This window comes from Roseivivax marinus (assembly GCF_900109705.1).
GTDB classification, from domain to species: domain Bacteria; phylum Pseudomonadota; class Alphaproteobacteria; order Rhodobacterales; family Rhodobacteraceae; genus Roseivivax; species Roseivivax marinus.
In genome coordinates, this window is record NZ_FOAI01000014.1 from 41,466 (window position 1) to 59,050 (window position 17,585).

18 protein-coding genes and 1 pseudogene are annotated in these 17,585 nt (G+C 69.6%); 13 read left to right on the top strand and 6 right to left on the bottom strand.

The window, feature by feature from the left end; translation table 11 throughout:
- The 4 genes from bchO to crtA are packed head-to-tail and all read right to left on the bottom strand — an operon-like array spanning nt 1 to nt 4,259.
- Complete coding sequence (gene bchO, locus BMX29_RS15530; protein ID WP_092814575.1) at nt 1-873, bottom strand: alpha/beta fold hydrolase BchO; 873 nt, start codon at nt 871-873, stop codon at nt 1-3.
- Nucleotides 874-877: 4 nt separating this feature from the next.
- Nucleotides 878-2,554 (bottom strand): magnesium chelatase subunit D, encoded by a 1,677-nt coding sequence (locus BMX29_RS15535; RefSeq protein ID WP_092814578.1) that lies wholly within the window; start codon nt 2,552-2,554, stop codon nt 878-880.
- Nucleotides 2,551-3,552 (bottom strand): magnesium chelatase ATPase subunit I, encoded by a 1,002-nt coding sequence (gene bchI / locus BMX29_RS15540; protein WP_092814581.1) that lies wholly within the window; start codon nt 3,550-3,552, stop codon nt 2,551-2,553. Before bchI ends, BMX29_RS15535 begins: the two co-directional genes overlap by 4 nt.
- Nucleotides 3,549-4,259 (bottom strand): spheroidene monooxygenase, encoded by a 711-nt coding sequence (gene crtA / locus BMX29_RS15545; protein WP_092814584.1) that lies wholly within the window; start codon nt 4,257-4,259, stop codon nt 3,549-3,551. Before crtA ends, bchI begins: the two co-directional genes overlap by 4 nt.
- 120 nt (nt 4,260-4,379) lie before the next feature.
- Here crtA and BMX29_RS15550 point away from each other — a divergent pair, with 120 nt between their 5' ends.
- The 3 genes and pseudogenes from BMX29_RS15550 to tspO all read left to right on the top strand — a co-directional run.
- Nucleotides 4,380-5,924, top strand: coding sequence for a phytoene desaturase (locus BMX29_RS15550; protein WP_092814586.1), 1,545 nt, complete (start codon nt 4,380-4,382; stop codon nt 5,922-5,924).
- Nucleotides 5,921-6,958, top strand: a complete 1,038-nt coding sequence (crtB, locus tag BMX29_RS15555) for a 15-cis-phytoene synthase (RefSeq protein WP_092814589.1) — start codon at nt 5,921-5,923, stop codon at nt 6,956-6,958. Before BMX29_RS15550 ends, crtB begins: the two co-directional genes overlap by 4 nt.
- Nucleotides 6,959-6,963: 5 nt before the next feature.
- Nucleotides 6,964-7,422, top strand: a pseudogene (gene tspO / locus BMX29_RS15560) (tryptophan-rich sensory protein TspO); the annotation flags it as partial.
- 26 nt (nt 7,423-7,448) lie between these two features.
- Here the strand turns inward: tspO and BMX29_RS15565 are convergent.
- Together BMX29_RS15565 and BMX29_RS15570 are read right to left on the bottom strand one after the other, a co-directional pair.
- Nucleotides 7,449-8,483 (bottom strand): histone deacetylase family protein, encoded by a 1,035-nt coding sequence (locus BMX29_RS15565; protein WP_092814595.1) that lies wholly within the window; start codon nt 8,481-8,483, stop codon nt 7,449-7,451.
- Nucleotides 8,484-8,652: 169 nt separating this feature from the next.
- Nucleotides 8,653-8,856 carry a hypothetical protein gene (locus tag BMX29_RS15570; protein ID WP_092814598.1) on the bottom strand — a complete coding sequence of 68 codons (204 nt, stop codon included), beginning with the start codon at nt 8,854-8,856 and terminating at the stop codon, nt 8,653-8,655.
- A gap of 173 nt (nt 8,857-9,029) precedes the next feature.
- Here BMX29_RS15570 and BMX29_RS15575 point away from each other — a divergent pair, with 173 nt between their 5' ends.
- From BMX29_RS15575 to BMX29_RS15620, 10 genes are all read left to right on the top strand, one after another.
- Nucleotides 9,030-10,607 (top strand): sensor histidine kinase, encoded by a 1,578-nt coding sequence (locus BMX29_RS15575; RefSeq protein ID WP_092814601.1) that lies wholly within the window; start codon nt 9,030-9,032, stop codon nt 10,605-10,607.
- A 10-nt stretch (nt 10,608-10,617) separates the two neighbouring features.
- On the top strand, nt 10,618-11,301 hold the full coding sequence (locus BMX29_RS15580) for a response regulator transcription factor (RefSeq protein WP_092814603.1): 684 nt from the start codon (nt 10,618-10,620) through the stop codon (nt 11,299-11,301).
- Nucleotides 11,302-11,399: 98 nt separating this feature from the next.
- Nucleotides 11,400-11,489 carry a pyrroloquinoline quinone precursor peptide PqqA gene (gene pqqA, locus BMX29_RS15585; protein ID WP_043844084.1) on the top strand — a complete coding sequence of 30 codons (90 nt, stop codon included), beginning with the start codon at nt 11,400-11,402 and terminating at the stop codon, nt 11,487-11,489.
- A gap of 26 nt (nt 11,490-11,515) precedes the next feature.
- On the top strand, nt 11,516-12,412 hold the full coding sequence (pqqB, locus tag BMX29_RS15590; protein ID WP_092814606.1) for a pyrroloquinoline quinone biosynthesis protein PqqB: 897 nt from the start codon (nt 11,516-11,518) through the stop codon (nt 12,410-12,412).
- Nucleotides 12,409-13,158 (top strand): pyrroloquinoline-quinone synthase PqqC, encoded by a 750-nt coding sequence (gene pqqC, locus BMX29_RS15595; protein ID WP_043844081.1) that lies wholly within the window; start codon nt 12,409-12,411, stop codon nt 13,156-13,158. Before pqqB ends, pqqC begins: the two co-directional genes overlap by 4 nt.
- On the top strand, nt 13,158-13,433 hold the full coding sequence (gene pqqD / locus BMX29_RS15600) for a pyrroloquinoline quinone biosynthesis peptide chaperone PqqD (RefSeq protein ID WP_043844079.1): 276 nt from the start codon (nt 13,158-13,160) through the stop codon (nt 13,431-13,433). Before pqqC ends, pqqD begins: the two co-directional genes overlap by 1 nt.
- Nucleotides 13,430-14,551 carry a pyrroloquinoline quinone biosynthesis protein PqqE gene (pqqE, locus tag BMX29_RS15605; protein WP_092814609.1) on the top strand — a complete coding sequence of 374 codons (1,122 nt, stop codon included), beginning with the start codon at nt 13,430-13,432 and terminating at the stop codon, nt 14,549-14,551. Before pqqD ends, pqqE begins: the two co-directional genes overlap by 4 nt.
- A gap of 87 nt (nt 14,552-14,638) precedes the next feature.
- A complete protein-coding gene (locus BMX29_RS15610) occupies nt 14,639-15,589 on the top strand; it encodes a hypothetical protein (RefSeq protein WP_092814612.1) in 951 nt (316 codons plus the stop codon).
- Nucleotides 15,590-15,689: 100 nt separating this feature from the next.
- On the top strand, nt 15,690-16,646 hold the full coding sequence (locus BMX29_RS15615) for an AAA family ATPase (protein ID WP_092814615.1): 957 nt from the start codon (nt 15,690-15,692) through the stop codon (nt 16,644-16,646).
- Nucleotides 16,643-17,581: a DUF58 domain-containing protein gene (locus BMX29_RS15620; RefSeq protein ID WP_244889260.1), complete on the top strand. Its 939-nt coding sequence runs from the start codon at nt 16,643-16,645 to the stop codon at nt 17,579-17,581. The genes BMX29_RS15615 and BMX29_RS15620 overlap by 4 nt, the downstream gene beginning before the upstream one ends.
- Nucleotides 17,582-17,585: the final 4 nt, after the last annotated feature.

Sequence of the window (17,585 nt, forward strand, 5' to 3'; positions counted from 1 at the left end):
TCAGCCGCTCGGGATCAGCGTCGCGCTCAGATGGCGCGCGATCCGCTCGGCGGCGAGGTCAGGCGCCTCCTCGTGCGCGAGATGACCCAGCCAGGCCAGCCATGTGCACGCGGCGTCCGGCATCTTCGCGGCCGCGGTCTCGGTCGTTTCCGGCGGCACGGTCCTATCCTCGGCGCCGAGCAGGAACAGGCAGGGAGATCTGATCTTCGGGAGGTCCGGCAGAAGCCCCTGCAACGACCACTGCGACATCATCAGCAATGCGCCCTCGACATGCGCCCGGTCCTGCAGCAGCCGCCGGTAGAGCGCCACGCCTTCGGGGGAGAGGTGCGAGCCCGTTCCGGCAAGAAGCGACTCGACCCGGGCGGGCGACACCACGGCCATGCGGATCAGGCTGGTCGCGAAGGGCGTCACGGCGATGGTCCGCGCGAGCATGGGGAACAGGACGCCGGCGATCCCACGGAACGGCTCGAGCGCCGGGTTGAAGCCCACGATCGGCACCCGCCAGCCCGCCCGGCGCACCAGTGCGAGCGCCACCGCCGCACCGGCGGAATGGCCGACGATGGCGCGCGGGTGCCAATCCTCGTGCCGGATCAACCGGTCGAGATCCTCTGCCATGAACGGCAGCGAGGACCGGAACCGGGTCGAGAGCCGCGAGAAACCGTGCCCCGGCAGGTCCACGGCGATGCATCGGTAGCGGTCGGCGAGCAACGGCATGATATCCCGCCAGGAATGGGTCGCGCCGCCCGCGCCGTGCAGGAACAGCAGGTCCGGCCCCTCGCCCATGATCTGGACATGCCATCGGTGAGGACGCACGGCGATCTGGCGTGAGCACTCGGCATGGGGCCAGCCGGTGAGGTCCGCAGGATAGTCCATTCGCTCAGGTCCCCAGGGCGGCATCGAGGCCGGATTTCAGCCGGTGGGCATCGGCGCGCGGCAGGGCGAGGCATGGCAGGCCCATCGCGGCTGCCAATTCAGCCAGTTCCGGCCGGGGGCGGGCGCCGGTGTCGATTACCGCGCCGTCGAGGCCAAGCGCGCGGATCCTCTGCGCCGCGGCGCGGGCATCGTCCATCGCGGCGGCCCGGTCCTGCGCCCCCGAGAGCGCGACGTTCGCGCGCCCGTCGGTCAGAAGGGCGAGCGCGGGCGCCTGCCCCGCGCGCCGGGCGCGGTCCGCGACGGCCCGTGCCGCATCCAGTCCTGCGGCCAACGGCGTGGCCCCCCCACCCGGCAGCGCCGCGAGACGGCGTTTCGCCTGCACGAGGGACCGCGTCGGCGGCAGAAGCAGATCGGCGCTGTCGCCGCGAAAGGCGATCAGGGCCACGCGGTCGCGCCGCGCGTAGGCATCGGCGAGCATCAGTTCGACCGCACCCTTGGCCTCGGCCATGCGGGCGAGTGCCGCCGAACCGGAGGCGTCCACGCAAAAGATGACCAGCCGCTCGGTACGTCGCTCGAACCGGCGAAGATGGATATCCGAGGCGCGGACAATCACCCCGGTGCGGTCGGGTGCTTCCTGCCGGCGCAGCGCCTGCCAGGGCACCGCGGCGCGGAGTGTCGCCACGAGGTCGATCCGCGCGCCGCCGTGGCGCCGTCCGGGCCGCGACGGCAACGGCCGGCCTCGTTGCGTTCCCTTGGCACGGGCGCCCTGCCCGGTCCCGGCGGCCCTGCGGGCGGCCCGTGATGCGCGGCTTTCCAGAACACCCGGCGGCAAGAGAGCGCGGACCGCGTCCAGCACGACCTCGGGCGGCGGCGCGTCCATCGGGTCTTCGTCTGCGGCATTCTCGGTCGGCTCGGTATCCGCCGGGTCGGGGCTCTCGTCGGGGGCCTCTTCGTGCTCTGGCGGCAGTTGCGTGGCGCGCGAGGCGTAGACCAGCGCGGCGGCGATCTGAAGGTCCTCTGCCGCGACGGCGTCGCGCTGGCACAGGGCCGCATGCGCGCGCGCGGCGGCCACCGCCAGAAGGACGGCGCGCAGCCCCGGAATACCCAGTTGAATTGCCGCGCCGGTCAACTCGCGAAGCCCGGCGTCGGGCACCGCGATGTCGGGCAGGCGGAGGCGCGCCCTGTCGATCTCGTCCTCGCCGAGGGCCACGTCGGCCATGTCGGCCGCCCGCACCTGCTCGAGGTCGAGGTGAAAGGCCAGCCGGTCGCACAGGCCCTCGGGCGCCGCCTCGTCCGGCTCCGCGCCTTCATCGAGCAACACCAGCGGACCCGCGCCGCGGTCGAGCGCCTGGCCGAGCCGCGCCGAAAGATCCGGCGGACAGCGTTCCGCCATTGACAGGATCACGGCACCCGCCCGATCCAGCACACCGGCGGTCTCGATCCGACGGCCCGCCGCGAGGCTCGCCCCGACGTCGACGCCGCCGAGAAGTTGCGCATCGTCGATGCCGGGCGTGATCCGATGCCAGGGCGTCAGCACCGACGGCAACCCCGCAAGAAATGCGTCCCGAACCGGGCCCGCCCGCGCGCGCAGATGTATCCCGCCAAGACCGGCGGGATCGACCGCGAGCATCGTCGCGGCCAGTTGGCCGGCGACCCACGGCTCGCGCGTATCCTGCCTCATGCCAATACGTCGTCCACCGCGCGGCCGACGCGGGCCTGCGATCCCGCCTCGTCCAGAGGATCCCGCCGCAGCCGGTGCCCGAGCGCCATCGGCGCGACGGCGCGCAGATGCTCGCGTTCGATCCGGTCAGCCCCGGAATAGGCCGCAAGCGCGCGGGCCGTGCGCGCAAGGGTCAGCTCTCCGCGGAGTCCGTCGGACCCGAGCGCGAGGCACAGTTCGGCGCAATCGCGCAACGCGACGTCCGGCATGTCGACCCCGGCGAGCGCGCGACGCCCGGCAAGGATCCCGTCACGGATAGCGGCGTCCTCCGGTGCCCATTTCGAGACGAAAGCCGCCGGATCGGCTTCGAAGGCCACGCGGCGGCGGATCACCTCGATGCGTTCCTCCACGTCGGTGGGCGATCCGACCTCGACCGAGAGACCGAACCTGTCGAGCAACTGCGGCCTCAGCTCGCCCTCTTCCGGGTTGCCGGATCCGACCAGAACGAAGCGTGCATCGTGCCGGACCGAAAGACCCTCGCGTTCGATGACGTTCTCGCCAGACTGGGCCACGTCCAGCAGCAGATCGACGACGTGATCCTCCAGAAGGTTCACCTCGTCGATGTAGAGATACCCGCGGTTGGCGCGCGCCAGCAGACCGGGCTCGAAGGCCTTCTCGCCACGCGATAGGGCGCGTTCGATGTCGAGTGCGCCGACTACCCTGTCCTCGGTCGCGCCGAGCGGAAGGTCGACCACGGGCGTCGGTACCTCGTGCAGAGCCTCGCCGGGCGCCTCCCAGTCCGCCTGCATCTCCGGCGCTGCGGCGTTGGTGGGCGATCCCGCGACGACTTCGATCGGCGGCAGCAGCGCGGCAAGCGCGCGAACGGCGGTGGATTTGCCGGTGCCTCGGTCGCCCAGCACCAGCACACCGCCGATGCCGGGATCGACCGCGGTGAGGATCATCGCGCGTTTCATGGCGTCCTGCCCGACGAGGGCCGAGAACGGATAGGCGTGTCTCATGGAGTCACCTCTTGGGGGATGCGAGGGCTTTGGCCCTCCCACGTGCCGGCCTCTCCGACGACTCGGAAGCGGGCGTAAAGCTCTTCGCGGAACCAGTCGCCGTCGCGCACGGCGCGGATGGCGCGGGCATGGGGGCCGTCCGTCCGGGCGAACCGCGCCATGGCCGCGGCGTCGGGCCAGACCGAGACAGTGATCTGCCGCATCAACGGCACCTCCCCGATCCCGGCCTTGAAGATCACGGAGGGATCCTCGCCGATGGCGCGGCCGATGTCCGGTTGCGCCTTCCAGAACTGCAGCAGCGCCCGGGGCCGCAAGGTGGCGCGGGTGAGCGCCGCCAGCGGACCTGTCCCGGACTGGGTCGCCCGCGGCTCGAACGGGGCCTGCCCGCTCCAGGCGCCGCGGCTGGAAACAGGCGAAAGGAAAAGGGTCCACGCTTCGACCGCGCGGGCCTGGTATCGCTGCCAGAGCGGTGCATCGGCAACCGCCATGCGCGCAGTCTCGAGGTCTGGCCAGGTGGCGAGGATGGCATAGACGCCGGTGTTCGGGATCGGGGTGAAACCCTCTCCGGTGCCGGAGCCGCAGAGCTTCCAGAAACCGATTCCCGGTGTGCGGGCCAGCGCGCGGCGCCCCAGCCCCATCATGGCAAAGGCCCAGAGCCGCCCCGGCAGGTCCGCGAAGCGAAAGAAGCTCAGGCTGACCGTCTGCATCGCTGTCCCGTTCAGGTCTCGTGTCAACCAAGGCTGACACAATGACGCGCGTGTGAAAAGCCTCGTGGCGCATTGTCGCGGTGATTGTCAGGTTGACTGGACACCGCTACGCTTCATGCCATGACCGAGTTCGACCCCAGCCTCGCGCGCACGGAGCGAACCACGCGGCCCCATGCCGTCGTGATCGGCGCCGGGCTGGGCGGGCTTGCGTCCGCCATGCGGCTGGGCGCTTTGGGCTACCGGGTCACCGTGCTTGACCGGCTCGACGTCCCGGGCGGTCGCGGCTCGGCACTCTGGCGGGACGGGCACAGGTTCGACCTGGGGCCGACCATCGTCACCGTGCCGCAGGTGTTCAAGGAACTCTGGGCCGCCACGGGCCGGCGCTTTCACGACGATATCGATCTGCGCGCCCTCGATCCGTTCTACGAGATTCGCTGGCCGGACGGGTCGCGCTACGCCGCGCGGCAGGATCCCGACGCCATGCGCAACGAGGTGTCTCGTCTCTCGCCCGGTGATCTGCCGGGATACGAAAAATTCCTGAAGGACGCCGAAGCGCGCTACTGGTTCGGGTTCGAGGACCTCGGTCGCCGTTCGATGCACAAGCTGCGGGACCTGTTTGCCGTCCTGCCCACCTTCGCGCGGATGCGGGCGGATCGCTCCGTCCATGCCCACGTGGCGCGTCGGGTGAAGGATCCGCGGCTTCGGATGGCGCTGTCGTTCCACCCTCTCTTCATCGGCGGCGATCCGTTCAATGTGACGTCGATGTATACGCTCGTCAGTCATCTGGAGAGCGCGTTCGGTGTGCACTACGCCATGGGCGGCGTGGCCGAGATCGCGCGCGTGATGGCCCGGATCGTCGGAGAACAGGGCGGTCTGGTGCGGCTCGGGGCCGAGGTCGACGAGATCGTCGTGCGGGGCGAACGCGCGACGGGTGTCCGTCTCGCCGGAGGAGAGGTGATCGACGCCGACATCGTGGTGTCGAACGCCGATGCCGGGCACACCTATCAGCATCTGCTGCGCCGCACTCACCGCTGGCGCTGGACCGACGACAAGCTCGACCGCTGCCGATGGTCCATGGGCCTTTTCGTCTGGTACTTCGGCACCAGGGGCACACGCGAGCTGTGGCCTGATGTCGGTCACCACACGATCCTCAACGGCCCGCGGTACGAGGGACTTGTGCGCGACATCTTCGACCGGGGCGCCCTGCCCGAGGACATGTCGCTCTATGTCCACCGCCCCAGTGTGACCGATCCGAGCGTCGCGCCCGAAGGCGACGACACCTTCTACGTCCTGTCGCCGGTTCCGCATCTCGGCCACGCCGATTCCGTCGACTGGGAAGTGGAGCGGGAAGGCTATCGCCGCCGCGTGCAGGAAACGGTCGAGCGCCAGTTGCTGCCCGGTCTCGGCGAGCACCTCGGGGCGCAGGAGATTCTGACGCCCGCCGATTTCGGTACCCGATACCTGTCGCCGTTCGGGACCGGGTTCTCCATCGAGCCGCGCATCCTGCAAAGCGCATGGTTCCGGCCGCACAATGTCAGCGAAGAGATCGAGGGCCTGTTCCTCGTCGGCGCGGGCACGCATCCCGGCGCGGGCCTGCCCGGCGTGATCTCGTCGGCCGAGGTTCTGGCTCAACTGGTCCCCGATCCCGCAGAGGTGCGCGCATGATTCGTCCCGACGATCTGGAGGCCTGCCGAGAGGCGATCCGCCACGGCTCCCTGTCCTTCCACGCGGCCTCGCGCCTCTTGCCGGCGCGGGTCCGGGATCCGGCGCTGGCGCTCTATGCGTTCTGCCGCCTGGCCGACGACGCGGTGGATTTGCGCGCCGACAAGGCCGCGGCGGTGGATCGGCTGCGCGACCGCCTCGACCGGGTCTATGCCGGACGCCCCGAGGACGCTGCCCCCGACCGGGCCTTCACCGCGGTGGTCGAGTCCTTCGAGATGCCGCGCGCCCTGCCCGAGGCCTTGCTCGAGGGGCTCGCCTGGGATGCGGAAGGTCGCCGCTATGCGACGCTGTCCGATGTCCACGCCTACTCGGCCCGTGTCGCGGCGGCGGTGGGTGCGATGATGTGCGTTCTGATGCGGGTGCGCGATCCGGACACCCTCGCGCGGGCCTGTGATCTGGGCGTGGCGATGCAGCTGACCAACATCGCCCGGGACGTCGGAGAGGATGCGACCGAAGGGCGGATCTATCTTCCGACGGACTGGCTTCATGACGCGGGCATAGATCCCGATGCCTTCATCGCCGATCCGAAGCCCGGTCGCGCGGTGCGCAAGATCGTCCGCGACCTCGTGGTGCAGGCGAACCGGCTCTACTGGCGGGCCGAGGCCGGGATCGGCGCCCTGCCCGTCTCGTGCCGCCCGGGGATCTACGCCGCCCGGCACATCTATGCCGGGATCGGCGCAGCCGTTCTGGATCGCGGATGCGACAGCATCGGCGGTCGCGCCCGGACCACCCGCGCGCAAAAGCTCGGCTGGCTCGCGCTGTCCTCGGGCCGTGCGACGGCTTCGCTGGTGATGCCGCGCTCGGCGGTCCTATTCGCGCGGCCCCTGCCCGAATGTGCGTTTTTGATCGACGCCGCGGCGGCTCGGCCGGCCCAGCGGGAACGTCCCGATACGCTGATGGATGCGCTGGCCAACGCCACGCGCACCCGCCGCGCGGCGCGATCCGCCTTGATCCGCGCCTCGGCGCGCTCTAGCTGACGCTCATGGTCTGGGTCCTTTTCGTGATCTTTCTCGCCGCGTGCTTCGCGGCCGGCACGACCGGGGCGATGTTTCCCCCGGGAGAGTGGTATCGCACCCTGAACAAGCCCTCCTGGACGCCGCCTGACTGGCTGTTCCCGGTGGCATGGACCACGCTCTATCTCTGCATGGCGACCGCCGGCGCCCGCGCCGCGCTGGCCGAGGACAACGCGCTGGCCATGGCGCTGTGGTCCTTGCAGATCGCGCTCAACACGCTGTGGACGCCGGTGTTCTTCGGGCTGCGCAATATCCGCGCCGGAATGGCCGTGCTCGCGGCGCTCTGGCTCGCCGTCGCGGCCAGCTGCGTGGCGCTGTGGGACGTGGACTGGATCGCGGGCCTGCTGTTCCTGCCTTACCTCGCCTGGGTCACGGTCGCCGGTGCGCTTAACGCGGCCGTCTGGCGGCTGAACCCGGACGTCGCGCGCGGTGGCGGGCCGCCACCGCCTGAAGATCAGCCCGAGCGGACCATGCTGCACACGCCGTCCATGAAGGACGACAGGGCCGATGGCAGGCTGTCCGACAGGTAACCACCCTCTTGCACGAACACCGTCGGGAGCCCCGCGTCGGCGATCAGAGCGCCCGCCCGCGTGAAGCCCGAGTCGTCCACCCGCATCCCCTTGAGCGGATCGTCCGTGTGCGCGTCGAGGCCGAGACTCACGACCAGCGCCCCGGGGTCGAACGCGATGATCCGCTCGAGCGCATCATGGATCGAGGCGCACCAGCTGATGCCCCCGGTGGTTCGGGGCAGCGGCAGGTTCAGCGTCGCGCCCACGCCGTCACCCGCACCGGTCTCGTCCGCGAAGCCGGTGAAGAAGGGGTAGTAGTCCGACGGGTCCGTGTGCACCGAGGCGAAGAACACGTCTCCCCGCTCCCAGAAGATATCTTGTGTACCGTTGCCGTGATGGGTGTCGATGTCGAGGATCGCCACCCGCTCGTGCGTTTCTCGCAGATGGGCGGCGGCGATGGCCGACACGTTCAACAGGCAATGACCGCCCGCGACTTCGGCGCTGGTGTGATGTCCGGGCGGACGGCAAAGCGCATAGGCCGTCCGCGCGCCACCGAGAACCGCGTCTGCCGCGGCCAGCGCGCAGTCGGCCGAACGCCGGGTCGCGGTCCAGCTGTGCGGCCCGATCGGGGCGCTGACGTCCGCCGCGTGCCATCCCGCACGCGCCACTAGCCCGGTCGGATACCGCGCGGCGGCATTGCGCGGGAACGCGTTGCCGATCACCTCCGGCCCCGCATCCGGCAGCGCCTGCCATTCGTCCCAGCACGTCTCGAGATAGTCGAGAAAGCGCGGCGTATGCACCCGCTCGAGCGCGCTGCGGGGATTGGTTCCGGGTTCCTCGGTTGTCAGACGGACCTCGGCCAGGCCCTTTTGCAGCAGCCGCGCGCGTTCGGGTCGCTCGGCGTTCTGCACAACCCGGCCATGGGTGATGCGAAAGGAGGGATCGTGCCCCTCGGTCTCGGGGGCGTAGAAACAGCGCATGAGGTCCTCCGGTTTCCATACAGGCAACGCCCGTGACAGCGCCGGGTCAACCGGGGGGACATGCAGACCCGCCGTCCGGGCAAGAAAAAAGGGCCCTCGGGCCCATCCTGTCCGCTTCGGATCGGGTGTACGCGGCCACAGCCTCCCCTATTCGGGGCCGCGCACGGGATCAGGTCTTCTGTTCGGCCACATTGGCCCACTGGCAGCGCCATTCGGAGATGCGGTAGCCGGGGTGGGTCAACGCCCACTTGGCCAGCTCGGGCTGAGCGCCCATCATGCAGGTCATCGGCGTCACGTCGGTGTAGAGCAGGCTGCGTTCCTGGCATTGCTCGGGGGCCGTGCTGAGACAGGCCACGAAGAGGAGTTCTATCATGTGTCACCTCGGTCGGGTTGCGGTATGCAAGCGCGACAAAGGTAGCGCGAAGACCTTAACGAACGAGGTTTCGGTCCGTCCGGTTATGCTGCACTGCAGCAAGATGCCCGCAAAATGAGCACCCGACGACCAGACGCCCACGAATTCGGCAGGCGCTTAACGCAGGGTCAGCCATGCGACTGAAGGTCCGGCTCGGGATCGGTGCCGCGCTTCTCGGGCTCGCGACGCTGGCGACGGCCGCGCTGCTGGTGGTCGGCATGGCGCGGATCGGCGACCGGCTGGACGCGGCGCTTGCCGCCGAACGCCGGGTCGAAAGGTACTCTGCGCTGTCCACGCAGGTCTCGACCTTCCTGATCGTGGCGACCGAGTCGATCCAGACCCAGCTCAGTCCCGCGCAGCGTGCCGACCGGCTGGAATTGCTGACCGAGGACATCCTGCGCACCTTCGACCGGCTGCAATCGGATCTTGCCACCGCGGTCGAGGAGGCCCGGCGTCTCGGGCTGGACGCGCAGTCGCAGCGGGCCACGCAGTCCATCGGCATCGCGCGGATGCAGGCGCTGTTTGTCGCGGCGCGCGACGGCTTCCTCTCCGAGACGCAGGACCGCGAGCGTCTGCAGGGTTTCATCGACATTTTCGCCACCGGAATCGATCCGCTCCTGAACGAGGCGGTGGTGACCGAGATGCGTTTTCGCGAAGCGATCCTGCGCGGAATCGCCGACCTGCGGCAGCGGCTGGTGCTGGCGGCCGGCGTGATCGCGGCGTTGACCGTGGCGCTGTTCGGACTTTTCTACCTCGGCCTGGTGCGCCCGCAGTTCAGGCGCCTCGACCTCTTGCGCGACGCGGCCCGACGGATCGGGCAGGCGGATTTCGCGGTAAGCCTGCCGGTGGACCGCCGGGACGAGATCGGTCACCTCTTCGCCGAGACCAATCGAATGGCCGACGCGCTGGCCACCCGAGAGGCGAGCGTCGCCGACGACTGGGCGCGGCTGAACGACGTGGTGGCCGAGCGGACCGAAGCATTGCGGGCGGCGAACGACCGGCTGTCGCGGATCGATGGCGACCGCCGCCGATTCTTCGCCGATATCAGCCACGAGCTGCGCACCCCCCTGACCGTCATCCGCATGGAGGCCGAGCTGGGCCGTGCCGGGGCGCCCGAACCCGAACGGTCCTTCGCGGTGATCGAGGCGCGCGCCGAGCGGCTCAATCGGCGGATCGACGACCTGCTGCGGGTGGCGCGGTCCGAAACCGGCCAGCTGAGCCTCGACAGCACCGAGTTCGACCTTGCCGAGGTCGCACGTGCCGCGACGGAGGACCTGCGCGCCGAAGTCGAAAGCGCCGGCATGGTCCTGACCGTGGAGGCGGAAGGCAGCGCTCCGGTCACCGGCGACCGAAACTGGACGCGGCAGGTGATTTCATCGCTCGTGCGAAACGCGGTCCGCCACGCGCGCGGCGGCGGGCAGGTGGCGGTCCGGGTGACGGATACCGGCGGGGGCGATGGTCACACCGTTCACGTCGTCGACAACGGTCCGGGCATACCGCCCGAAGCCGCAGACACCTTGTTCGACCGCTTCGTGCAGGGGCGCAGCGACACGCGGGCCGAGGGCTTCGGCATCGGACTCGCCTTGGCCCGCTGGGTGGTCGAGGCGCAAGGCGGTGCGATCCGGCTGGTCAGCCCGGTTCCCCCGACCGAAGCGCTGGGCGAGGCACCCGGAACGAACGTCGCCGTTTTCCTCCCGGCGCGGGCGGCCTAGGGTCCGGCGCATGACCGGACCGCGCATCCTGATCGTCGATGATGATCCCGAGATCACCTCGGCCCTCGAACGTGGGCTGGCGCTGCACGGCTACGACGCGGTGTCCGAGCACCGCACCGACCGTGCGCTGGCGCGGCTGCGCGACGGTGACCTGTGCGCGGCGATCGTGGACGTGATGCTGGGCGGCGAAAGCGGCCTGGACCTGGTGCGCGCGATCCGCACCGCGGGACATCCCCTGCCGGTGGTGATGCTCTCGGCGCTGGCCGAGGTCGAGGACCGCGCGGCGGGATTGGAGGCCGGCGCGGACGATTACATCGTCAAACCGTTCTCGTTCGAGGAACTGGTCGCCCGCCTCAAGGTGCAGGAGCGCCGGGCCGAGGCCGCGCGGCCCCGTCCGGCCACCATCGACGCGCGCTCGCGGCAGGTCATCGGGCCCACGCGCGACGTTACCTTGACCCAGCGGGAATTCGATCTGCTGGCCTTTCTTTGCACCACGCCCGGTGAGCCCTTGTCGCGTGGCGCGATCTTCGATGCGCTTTGGGGGGCGGACGGCTCCACGAACGAGAACGTGGTCGACGTCTACCTCGGATACCTGCGGCGCAAGCTGGATCCGTCCTCGGATTTCGGATTTGAAATCAAGACGGTGCGCAACCGCGGCTTCCTGATCGAGGGGATCGTGCCGGTCCGGCCCTAAGACCATCGGAGGGGTGCCTCTTAGGATATAAGACTCGCAAGATCACCCTCGGCTACGCACATTCTAGCCAGTCAAAGCCAAGACCGAAGGAGGAGATCATGGCCTGGACGAAGCCCATCATCCGCGAAGTCGAGTGCGGCATGGAAATCAACATGTACGGTCCCGAAGAGGACGGCGTCCTCTTCTGATGACCCTGTGCGCGGGAGGTCTGTGAATGGCGTTCCGCGCGCATATCCTTGGGGCAGCTGCCGGTGGCGGTCTGCCCCAATGGAATTGCGGGTGCGAGAACTGCAATCTCGCCCGCGTCGGCACCATCCCCCCACAGACGCAGTCCTCGCTTGCCGTGACCGGAAACGGAACGGATTGGGCGATCCTGAACGCATCGCCGGATATCCGTCAGCAGATGGCCTCGGCCGCCCCGCTACATCCGACGGGGCTGCGCGATTTGCCGCTGTCCTCGGTTCTTCTGACCAACGGTGACATCGACCATGTCGCGGGGCTTCTGACCCTGCGAGAGGTTCAGCCGTTCGACCTGTTCGCGACCCGCGGGATCCACGAGGTCATCGCCGGGAACCCGATCTTCGGCGCCCTTCGGCCCGACGTGGTGACTCGCCGCGAGGTGGCGCTCGACACCCCGGCCGAGATCGCGCCGGGCCTGACCGCAACGCTCTTCGCCGTGCCCGGCAAGGTGCCGCTCTACCTCGAAGGCGAGACCGTCGAGACAGAGATGCTGGGCGAGCAGACCGTGGGTGTCGAGCTGCGGGCCGAGGGGCGCACCGCCTATTACATTCCCGGCTGCGCCACGTTGACCGATGACTTGCGCGCGCGGCTCGACGGGGCGACCACGGTGTTTTTCGACGGCACCCTCTGGACCGACGACGAGATGGTACGCGCGGGCCTTGGCCAGAAGACCGGCAAGCGCATGGGCCACATGTCCATGAGCGGTTCGGACGGGTCCATCGCGGCCTTCGCCGACCTCGATGTGGCCACCCGCGTCTTCGTCCACATGAACAACACCAACCCCGTCCTGAGACCGGATTCGGCGGAACGGGCCGAGGCAGAGGCCGCCGGCTGGATCATCGGGCAGGACGGTATGGAGATCGCGCTATGACCCAGACGAGAGACGAGTTCGAGGCACGCCTGCGGCAGATCGGCGCCGAGCGGTATCACGACCTGCATCCGTTCCACGATCTGCTCCATGGCGGCGGCTGCACGCCCGACCAGGTGCGGGCATGGGTCATCAACCGCTACTACTATCAGCACTCGATCCCGATGAAGGACGCGGCCTTCATGTCGCGCGTCGAGGACCCGGACCTGCGCCGCAAGTGGCGCTCGCGCATCGAGGATCACGACGGCACCGACACCAACGAGGGCGGGATCCGCCGCTGGCTGCGACTGGCCGAAGCAGTCGGCCTCGATCCCGACTACGTCGCCTCGACCGAGGGCGTGCTGCCCGCAACGAAGTTCGCCGTGGATGCCTACGTCCGTTTCGTGCGGGAAAAGAGCCTGCTGGAGGCGGTCGCGGCGTCCCTGACCGAGCTGTTCGCTCCGAAGATCCACCAGAACCGTATCGAAGGGCTGCTGAAGAACTACGATTTCGCGGACGATTCCTCGCTCTCCTATTTCAAGAACCGGCTCAAGGAAGCGCCCAAGGACGTGGCGTTCGGCTTGGGCTGGGTGCTCGACCAAGCGGATACGCAGGAAAAGCAGGACGCCGCTGCAAAGGCGCTGATCTTCAAGACCGACGTGCTGTGGTCGCAGCTGGACGCGCTGCATTCGGCCTATGTCGAGCCGGGCCGGATCCCGCCGGGCGGCTGGCAGCCTGGGACCGGCCTTCTGGATGCGCGGGCCGCGTGATGGACGGCGACGAGGTTCCCTACTTGCCGCGAGGCGTGCGCCTGCACCACGACAAGGTGCGCGAATCGTGGGTGTTGCTGGCGCCCGAACGCGCCATCATGCTCGACCAGATCGGGCACGCGGTCCTGACCGAACTCGACGGCACGCGCAGCTTTGCCGAGATCACCGCCGCGCTGGCCGAAAAATACGACGCGCCTCAGGAGGAGATCGCCAAGGACTCGGCCGGGTTCCTCCGCGCGCTGCGCGACCGCAGATTCCTGGAGGTCCGAGAATGAACGCTCAGACGCCGACCGTCCGCCCGCCCATTGCCATGCTGGCGGAGCTGACCCACCGCTGCCCGCTGTCCTGCCCCTACTGCTCGAACCCTGTCGAGCTGGCGCGCATCGATCAGGAGATCGACACCGCCACCTGGAAAGACGTCTTCCGGCAGGCCGCCGACCTCGGCGTCCTGCAACTGCACCTGTCGGGCGGAGAGCCGGCGTCGCGCCGTGACCTCGAAGAGCTGGTGGCGACGGCGCGCGAGGCGGGCCTCTACACGAACCTCATTACCTCCGGCATCGGCCTGTCCGAACGGCGTCTGAAGGCGCTGGACGAGGCCGGCCTCGACCACATTCAGCTGTCGTTGCAAGGCACGACGCCCGAGATGGCCGACGAGATCGGTGGCTACAACGGCGGTTTCAAGCGCAAGATGCAGGTGGCCGAGTGGATCGGCGCCATCGGCTTTCCGCTGACGCTCAACGCGGTTCTGCACCGGCGCAACCTTCACCAACTGCCGCGTGCACTGGAGTTGGCTGTCGAGATGGGCGCGCGCCGGATCGAGGTCGCGACCGTGCAGTTCCACGGATGGGCGCTCAAGAACCGTGACACGCTCATGCCGACGATGGAGCAGGCGCGCGAGGCCGACCGGATCGTCACCGAGGCGCGGGCCCGCCTGAGGGGAACTCTGGTGATCGACTACGTGCCCGCCGACTACCATTCGGACTATCCCAAGCGCTGCATGGGCGGTTGGGGCTCCACCGGGCTGAACGTGACGCCCGACGGAAAGGTGCTGCCGTGCCACGCCGCGGAGTCGATTCCGCACCTGTCCTTCGACCGGGTGACGGAGCGGCCGCTGCGCGACATCTGGTACAAGGGCGCGGCGTTCAACGCCTATCGCGGCACGGACTGGATGCAGGAACCGTGCAAGTCATGCGAGCGAAAGACGGTCGATTTCGGCGGCTGCCGCTGCCAGGCGATGGCGATCGTCGGCGACCCGAACGCCACCGATCCGGTCTGCATCAAGTCGCCGCATCACGGTGCGTTGCAGGCACAGGCGGCGGCGCATTCTTCGTCTGAAGGCGCGGACCTCGTCTATCGGGTGTCGCCGAAGAAGACTGCCGAAACCATCAACTGATCGCGCCTGCGCGCAAGCGGTCGTGACTGGCCGCGCGTCCACCTCCGACCTAGTCTTTGACCCAAGGGAAGGTGGAGGAGGACAGGGATGTATCGGCTCTTGGTAGGCGCCGTGCTCGCGGCGCTGATGTCATGGCCCGCGGCGAGGGTCGCGGCGGACAGCAAGCAGGACGCGTTTCTCGATCTCGCCCGCCGCGGGTGGGTATATGAGCTGCGCACCACGATGGTCGGCCGCGATCTGTCCATCCCTGTGAGCATCAATGGCCGCGACCTTGCCGGGGCGTCGCTCTGCCTCGTGGGAGAGCGGCCGCGGGAGGCCACGCGCGAAGTTCTCACCGCGTTCCGCGCGCTGATGTACGAGGCGCACGGAAAGCCGGTGCCGATGCGCTTTGCCGGACCGACGGCGCGGCTGTGCGGGGCAGGGCGGGTCGTCGTGCTTCGACTCTTCTCGAACCGTCCGCCGAACGCTGCGCTGACCGACGACCTCACCTGGATGAACGCGGTGCATCAACTCGGCCTGCCGCAGGGCCGGGTCTACGCGGCGGCCTCCCCGGCGATGGCGCAGACATTCTTCGGTCGGCGCGGCTCCGGCACGCACATCATGGTCAAGCAGCCGGGATCGGACAGCCTCTCGCCGTTGGAGAGAGACTTTTACCGCTCGATCCTGATCGAGGAGCTTTACCAGTCGTTCACCTTCGGCATGGACATCCTGCATCTCGACCGCTCCGCGCCATACCTGTCGAAGCTCGAGGAGTTTCCCGTCGACCTGACGCGGATGCCGTGGGACAGCCGGGCGTTCATGCGCGGGCTGCTCGGCTCGAACCCTCGCGGCCTGTGCGAGTTCGACGTCTTCATGCTGCATGCCGTGGCCACCTCGGACGTGGCGCAGACCACCGAGGCCGCGTTTCTCGATGACATCCGCAGGCGCTGGCCCGAGCTGATCGAGCGCACCGCCGCCAGCATGGCCGACGCGCGCTTTGCCCCCATCCTCGACGCCGACTGCCGGGGAGAGACCCCGCCGGCGTCCGAAAAGGGATGACCGACGCACCTAGACCTTGTGAGGTGTTCCGGCAGCCCCGCGCCGCGCGCTAGGCTCGGACAGAGGAGCGCGCCGGGGAGGGTGCGTCGGAGGATACAGCATGAACGACGGAGCCCACGCGCCCCAGGGCGGCGTCGCGGACCTGGCCCGGCATCTGTCCCGGGGCCTTGTCGGGCACGAACGCCTGATCGACAGGCTGCTGATCGGGCTTCTGGCCGGGGGACATCTGCTGGTCGAAGGGGCGCCGGGCCTTGCCAAGACACGCGCGGTCAAGTGGCTCGCCGCCGCGGTCGCGGGCAGCTTCGCCCGCGTGCAGGCGACGCCCGACCTGATGCCCGCGGACCTGACCGGCACGCCTGTGTGGCGCCCCGCCGAGGGTCGGTTCGAGTTCGTGCCCGGTCCGGTCTTTCACAACCTCGTCCTCGTGGACGAGATCAACCGCGCCCCGCCCAAGGTGCAATCCGCGCTGCTCGAGGCGATGGCCGAGCGGCAGGTCACGGCCGGCGAAGCCACGCACGCGCTGCCGGATCCGTTTCTCGTGGTCGCGACCCAGAACCCGATCGAGCACGACGGAACCTTCCCGTTGCCCGAGGCGCAGCTCGACCGTTTCCTGATGCACGTCCTGCTCGACCTGCCCGACGCCGAGACTGAACGGCGCATCCTCGATCTCGTAGAGGCCGAAAGCCGCACGGCCGCGGTTCCCGTTCAGCCCCTGTCGCTGGAGGCGCTGGCGTCCGCGCGGGCCGAGGCGATGTCGGTGCACCTGTCGCCGCCGCTGCGGGACTACATCGTCCGTCTGGTGATGGCGACGCGCGTGCCGCCGACCGGCGACGAGGTGCAGCACGCCGTCAGCCCGCGCGGGTCGCTCGCGCTGGCCTCCGCCGCGAAGGCACGCGCCTACCTGCGAGGCCGTGACCACGCCCTGCCCGAGGACGTGGCGGAGGTGGCGCCCGACGCGCTCGCGCACCGGATCGTCCTGACATGGCGCGCGGTGTCCGAGGGACGCACCGCACGGGCGCTCATCGCGGACGTCCTCGACCGAGTCGAACCGTTGTGAGCGCGAGAGCCGCATCCCGGCCCGATGCGTCGGGCGGGCCGGCGGGTGCGCTCGCCGCGGCGGGCGTGGCCCTGCGTGCCGAGGACCTGATCACCCTGCGCCGTCTCGCGCTCAGCGCCGAGGCCGACCCGATCCTGGCGGCGCTGCCGGGCGGGTTCGTCACCCGGCGGCGGGGCCATGGCCAGGAGGTCGCGGACGTGCGCGACTACGTGGCCGGAGACGACATCCGCCATCTCGACCGGGGCGCGACCGCTCGGCGCGGCTCGCTCCATGTCCGCCAGTTCCAGGAGGATCGCGATCGGGTCACGCTGCTGGTCGCCGACATGCGCCCGGCGATGCTGTGGGGCACGCGGCGCGCGTTTCGCTCCGTCGCAGTAGCCGAGGCTCTGGCGCTGATCGGCTGGCGCGCGGTGGAGGAGGGGGGCCGCGTGGGCCTTCTGGCGATCGGCAGCGGTGCGCCCGAGGCGGTACCGCCGCGCGGACGGACGCGCGGGATGCTGGAGGTGATTGGTGGCCTCGTTCGGGCGCACGCGGCGGCCTTGCAGCGGGCCGCGGGCGGTGCCGAGACTGAACCGGAGCTCTCTCGGTCCTTGTCACGGATCGAACGGTTGGCCCCGCGGGGCGCCGAGGTGGTGATCGCATCGGGGTTCGATACGCCCGGGCCGGACCTCGGCGAATGCCTGGGCGACCTTGCACGGACCCGCGTGCCAAGGTTGGTGCGGATCGACGATGGCGGGCTCGCCGCCCTCCCGCGCGGGCGCTACCCGATCCGCCTTCCGGATGGCAGCCGGCGCGTGGTGACGGGCGGCGGCTCCACGACACCGGAGGCCGGGCCGATCGCTGGACGTCCCGTTCTGACCCTCGATGCGGGCGAGACGCCCGAGGCCACCTCCCGCCGAATCGTGGCGGCCTTCCCCCGGGACCGGGAGCCCTGAGCGC

Coding starts and splice junctions, on each gene's coding strand:
- bchO (WP_092814575.1), bottom strand. CDS start 873: ATGGACTATCCTGCGGACCTCACCGGCTGGCCCCATGCCGAGTGCTCA.
- BMX29_RS15535 (WP_092814578.1), bottom strand. CDS start 2,554: ATGAGGCAGGATACGCGCGAGCCGTGGGTCGCCGGCCAACTGGCCGCG.
- bchI (WP_092814581.1), bottom strand. CDS start 3,552: ATGAGACACGCCTATCCGTTCTCGGCCCTCGTCGGGCAGGACGCCATG.
- crtA (WP_092814584.1), bottom strand. CDS start 4,259: ATGCAGACGGTCAGCCTGAGCTTCTTTCGCTTCGCGGACCTGCCGGGG.
- BMX29_RS15550 (WP_092814586.1), top strand. CDS start 4,380: ATGACCGAGTTCGACCCCAGCCTCGCGCGCACGGAGCGAACCACGCGG.
- crtB (WP_092814589.1), top strand. CDS start 5,921: ATGATTCGTCCCGACGATCTGGAGGCCTGCCGAGAGGCGATCCGCCAC.
- BMX29_RS15565 (WP_092814595.1), bottom strand. CDS start 8,483: ATGCGCTGTTTCTACGCCCCCGAGACCGAGGGGCACGATCCCTCCTTT.
- BMX29_RS15570 (WP_092814598.1), bottom strand. CDS start 8,856: ATGATAGAACTCCTCTTCGTGGCCTGTCTCAGCACGGCCCCCGAGCAA.
- BMX29_RS15575 (WP_092814601.1), top strand. CDS start 9,030: ATGCGACTGAAGGTCCGGCTCGGGATCGGTGCCGCGCTTCTCGGGCTC.
- BMX29_RS15580 (WP_092814603.1), top strand. CDS start 10,618: ATGACCGGACCGCGCATCCTGATCGTCGATGATGATCCCGAGATCACC.
- pqqA (WP_043844084.1), top strand. CDS start 11,400: ATGGCCTGGACGAAGCCCATCATCCGCGAAGTCGAGTGCGGCATGGAA.
- pqqB (WP_092814606.1), top strand. CDS start 11,516: ATGGCGTTCCGCGCGCATATCCTTGGGGCAGCTGCCGGTGGCGGTCTG.
- pqqC (WP_043844081.1), top strand. CDS start 12,409: ATGACCCAGACGAGAGACGAGTTCGAGGCACGCCTGCGGCAGATCGGC.
- pqqD (WP_043844079.1), top strand. CDS start 13,158: ATGGACGGCGACGAGGTTCCCTACTTGCCGCGAGGCGTGCGCCTGCAC.
- pqqE (WP_092814609.1), top strand. CDS start 13,430: ATGAACGCTCAGACGCCGACCGTCCGCCCGCCCATTGCCATGCTGGCG.
- BMX29_RS15610 (WP_092814612.1), top strand. CDS start 14,639: ATGTATCGGCTCTTGGTAGGCGCCGTGCTCGCGGCGCTGATGTCATGG.
- BMX29_RS15615 (WP_092814615.1), top strand. CDS start 15,690: ATGAACGACGGAGCCCACGCGCCCCAGGGCGGCGTCGCGGACCTGGCC.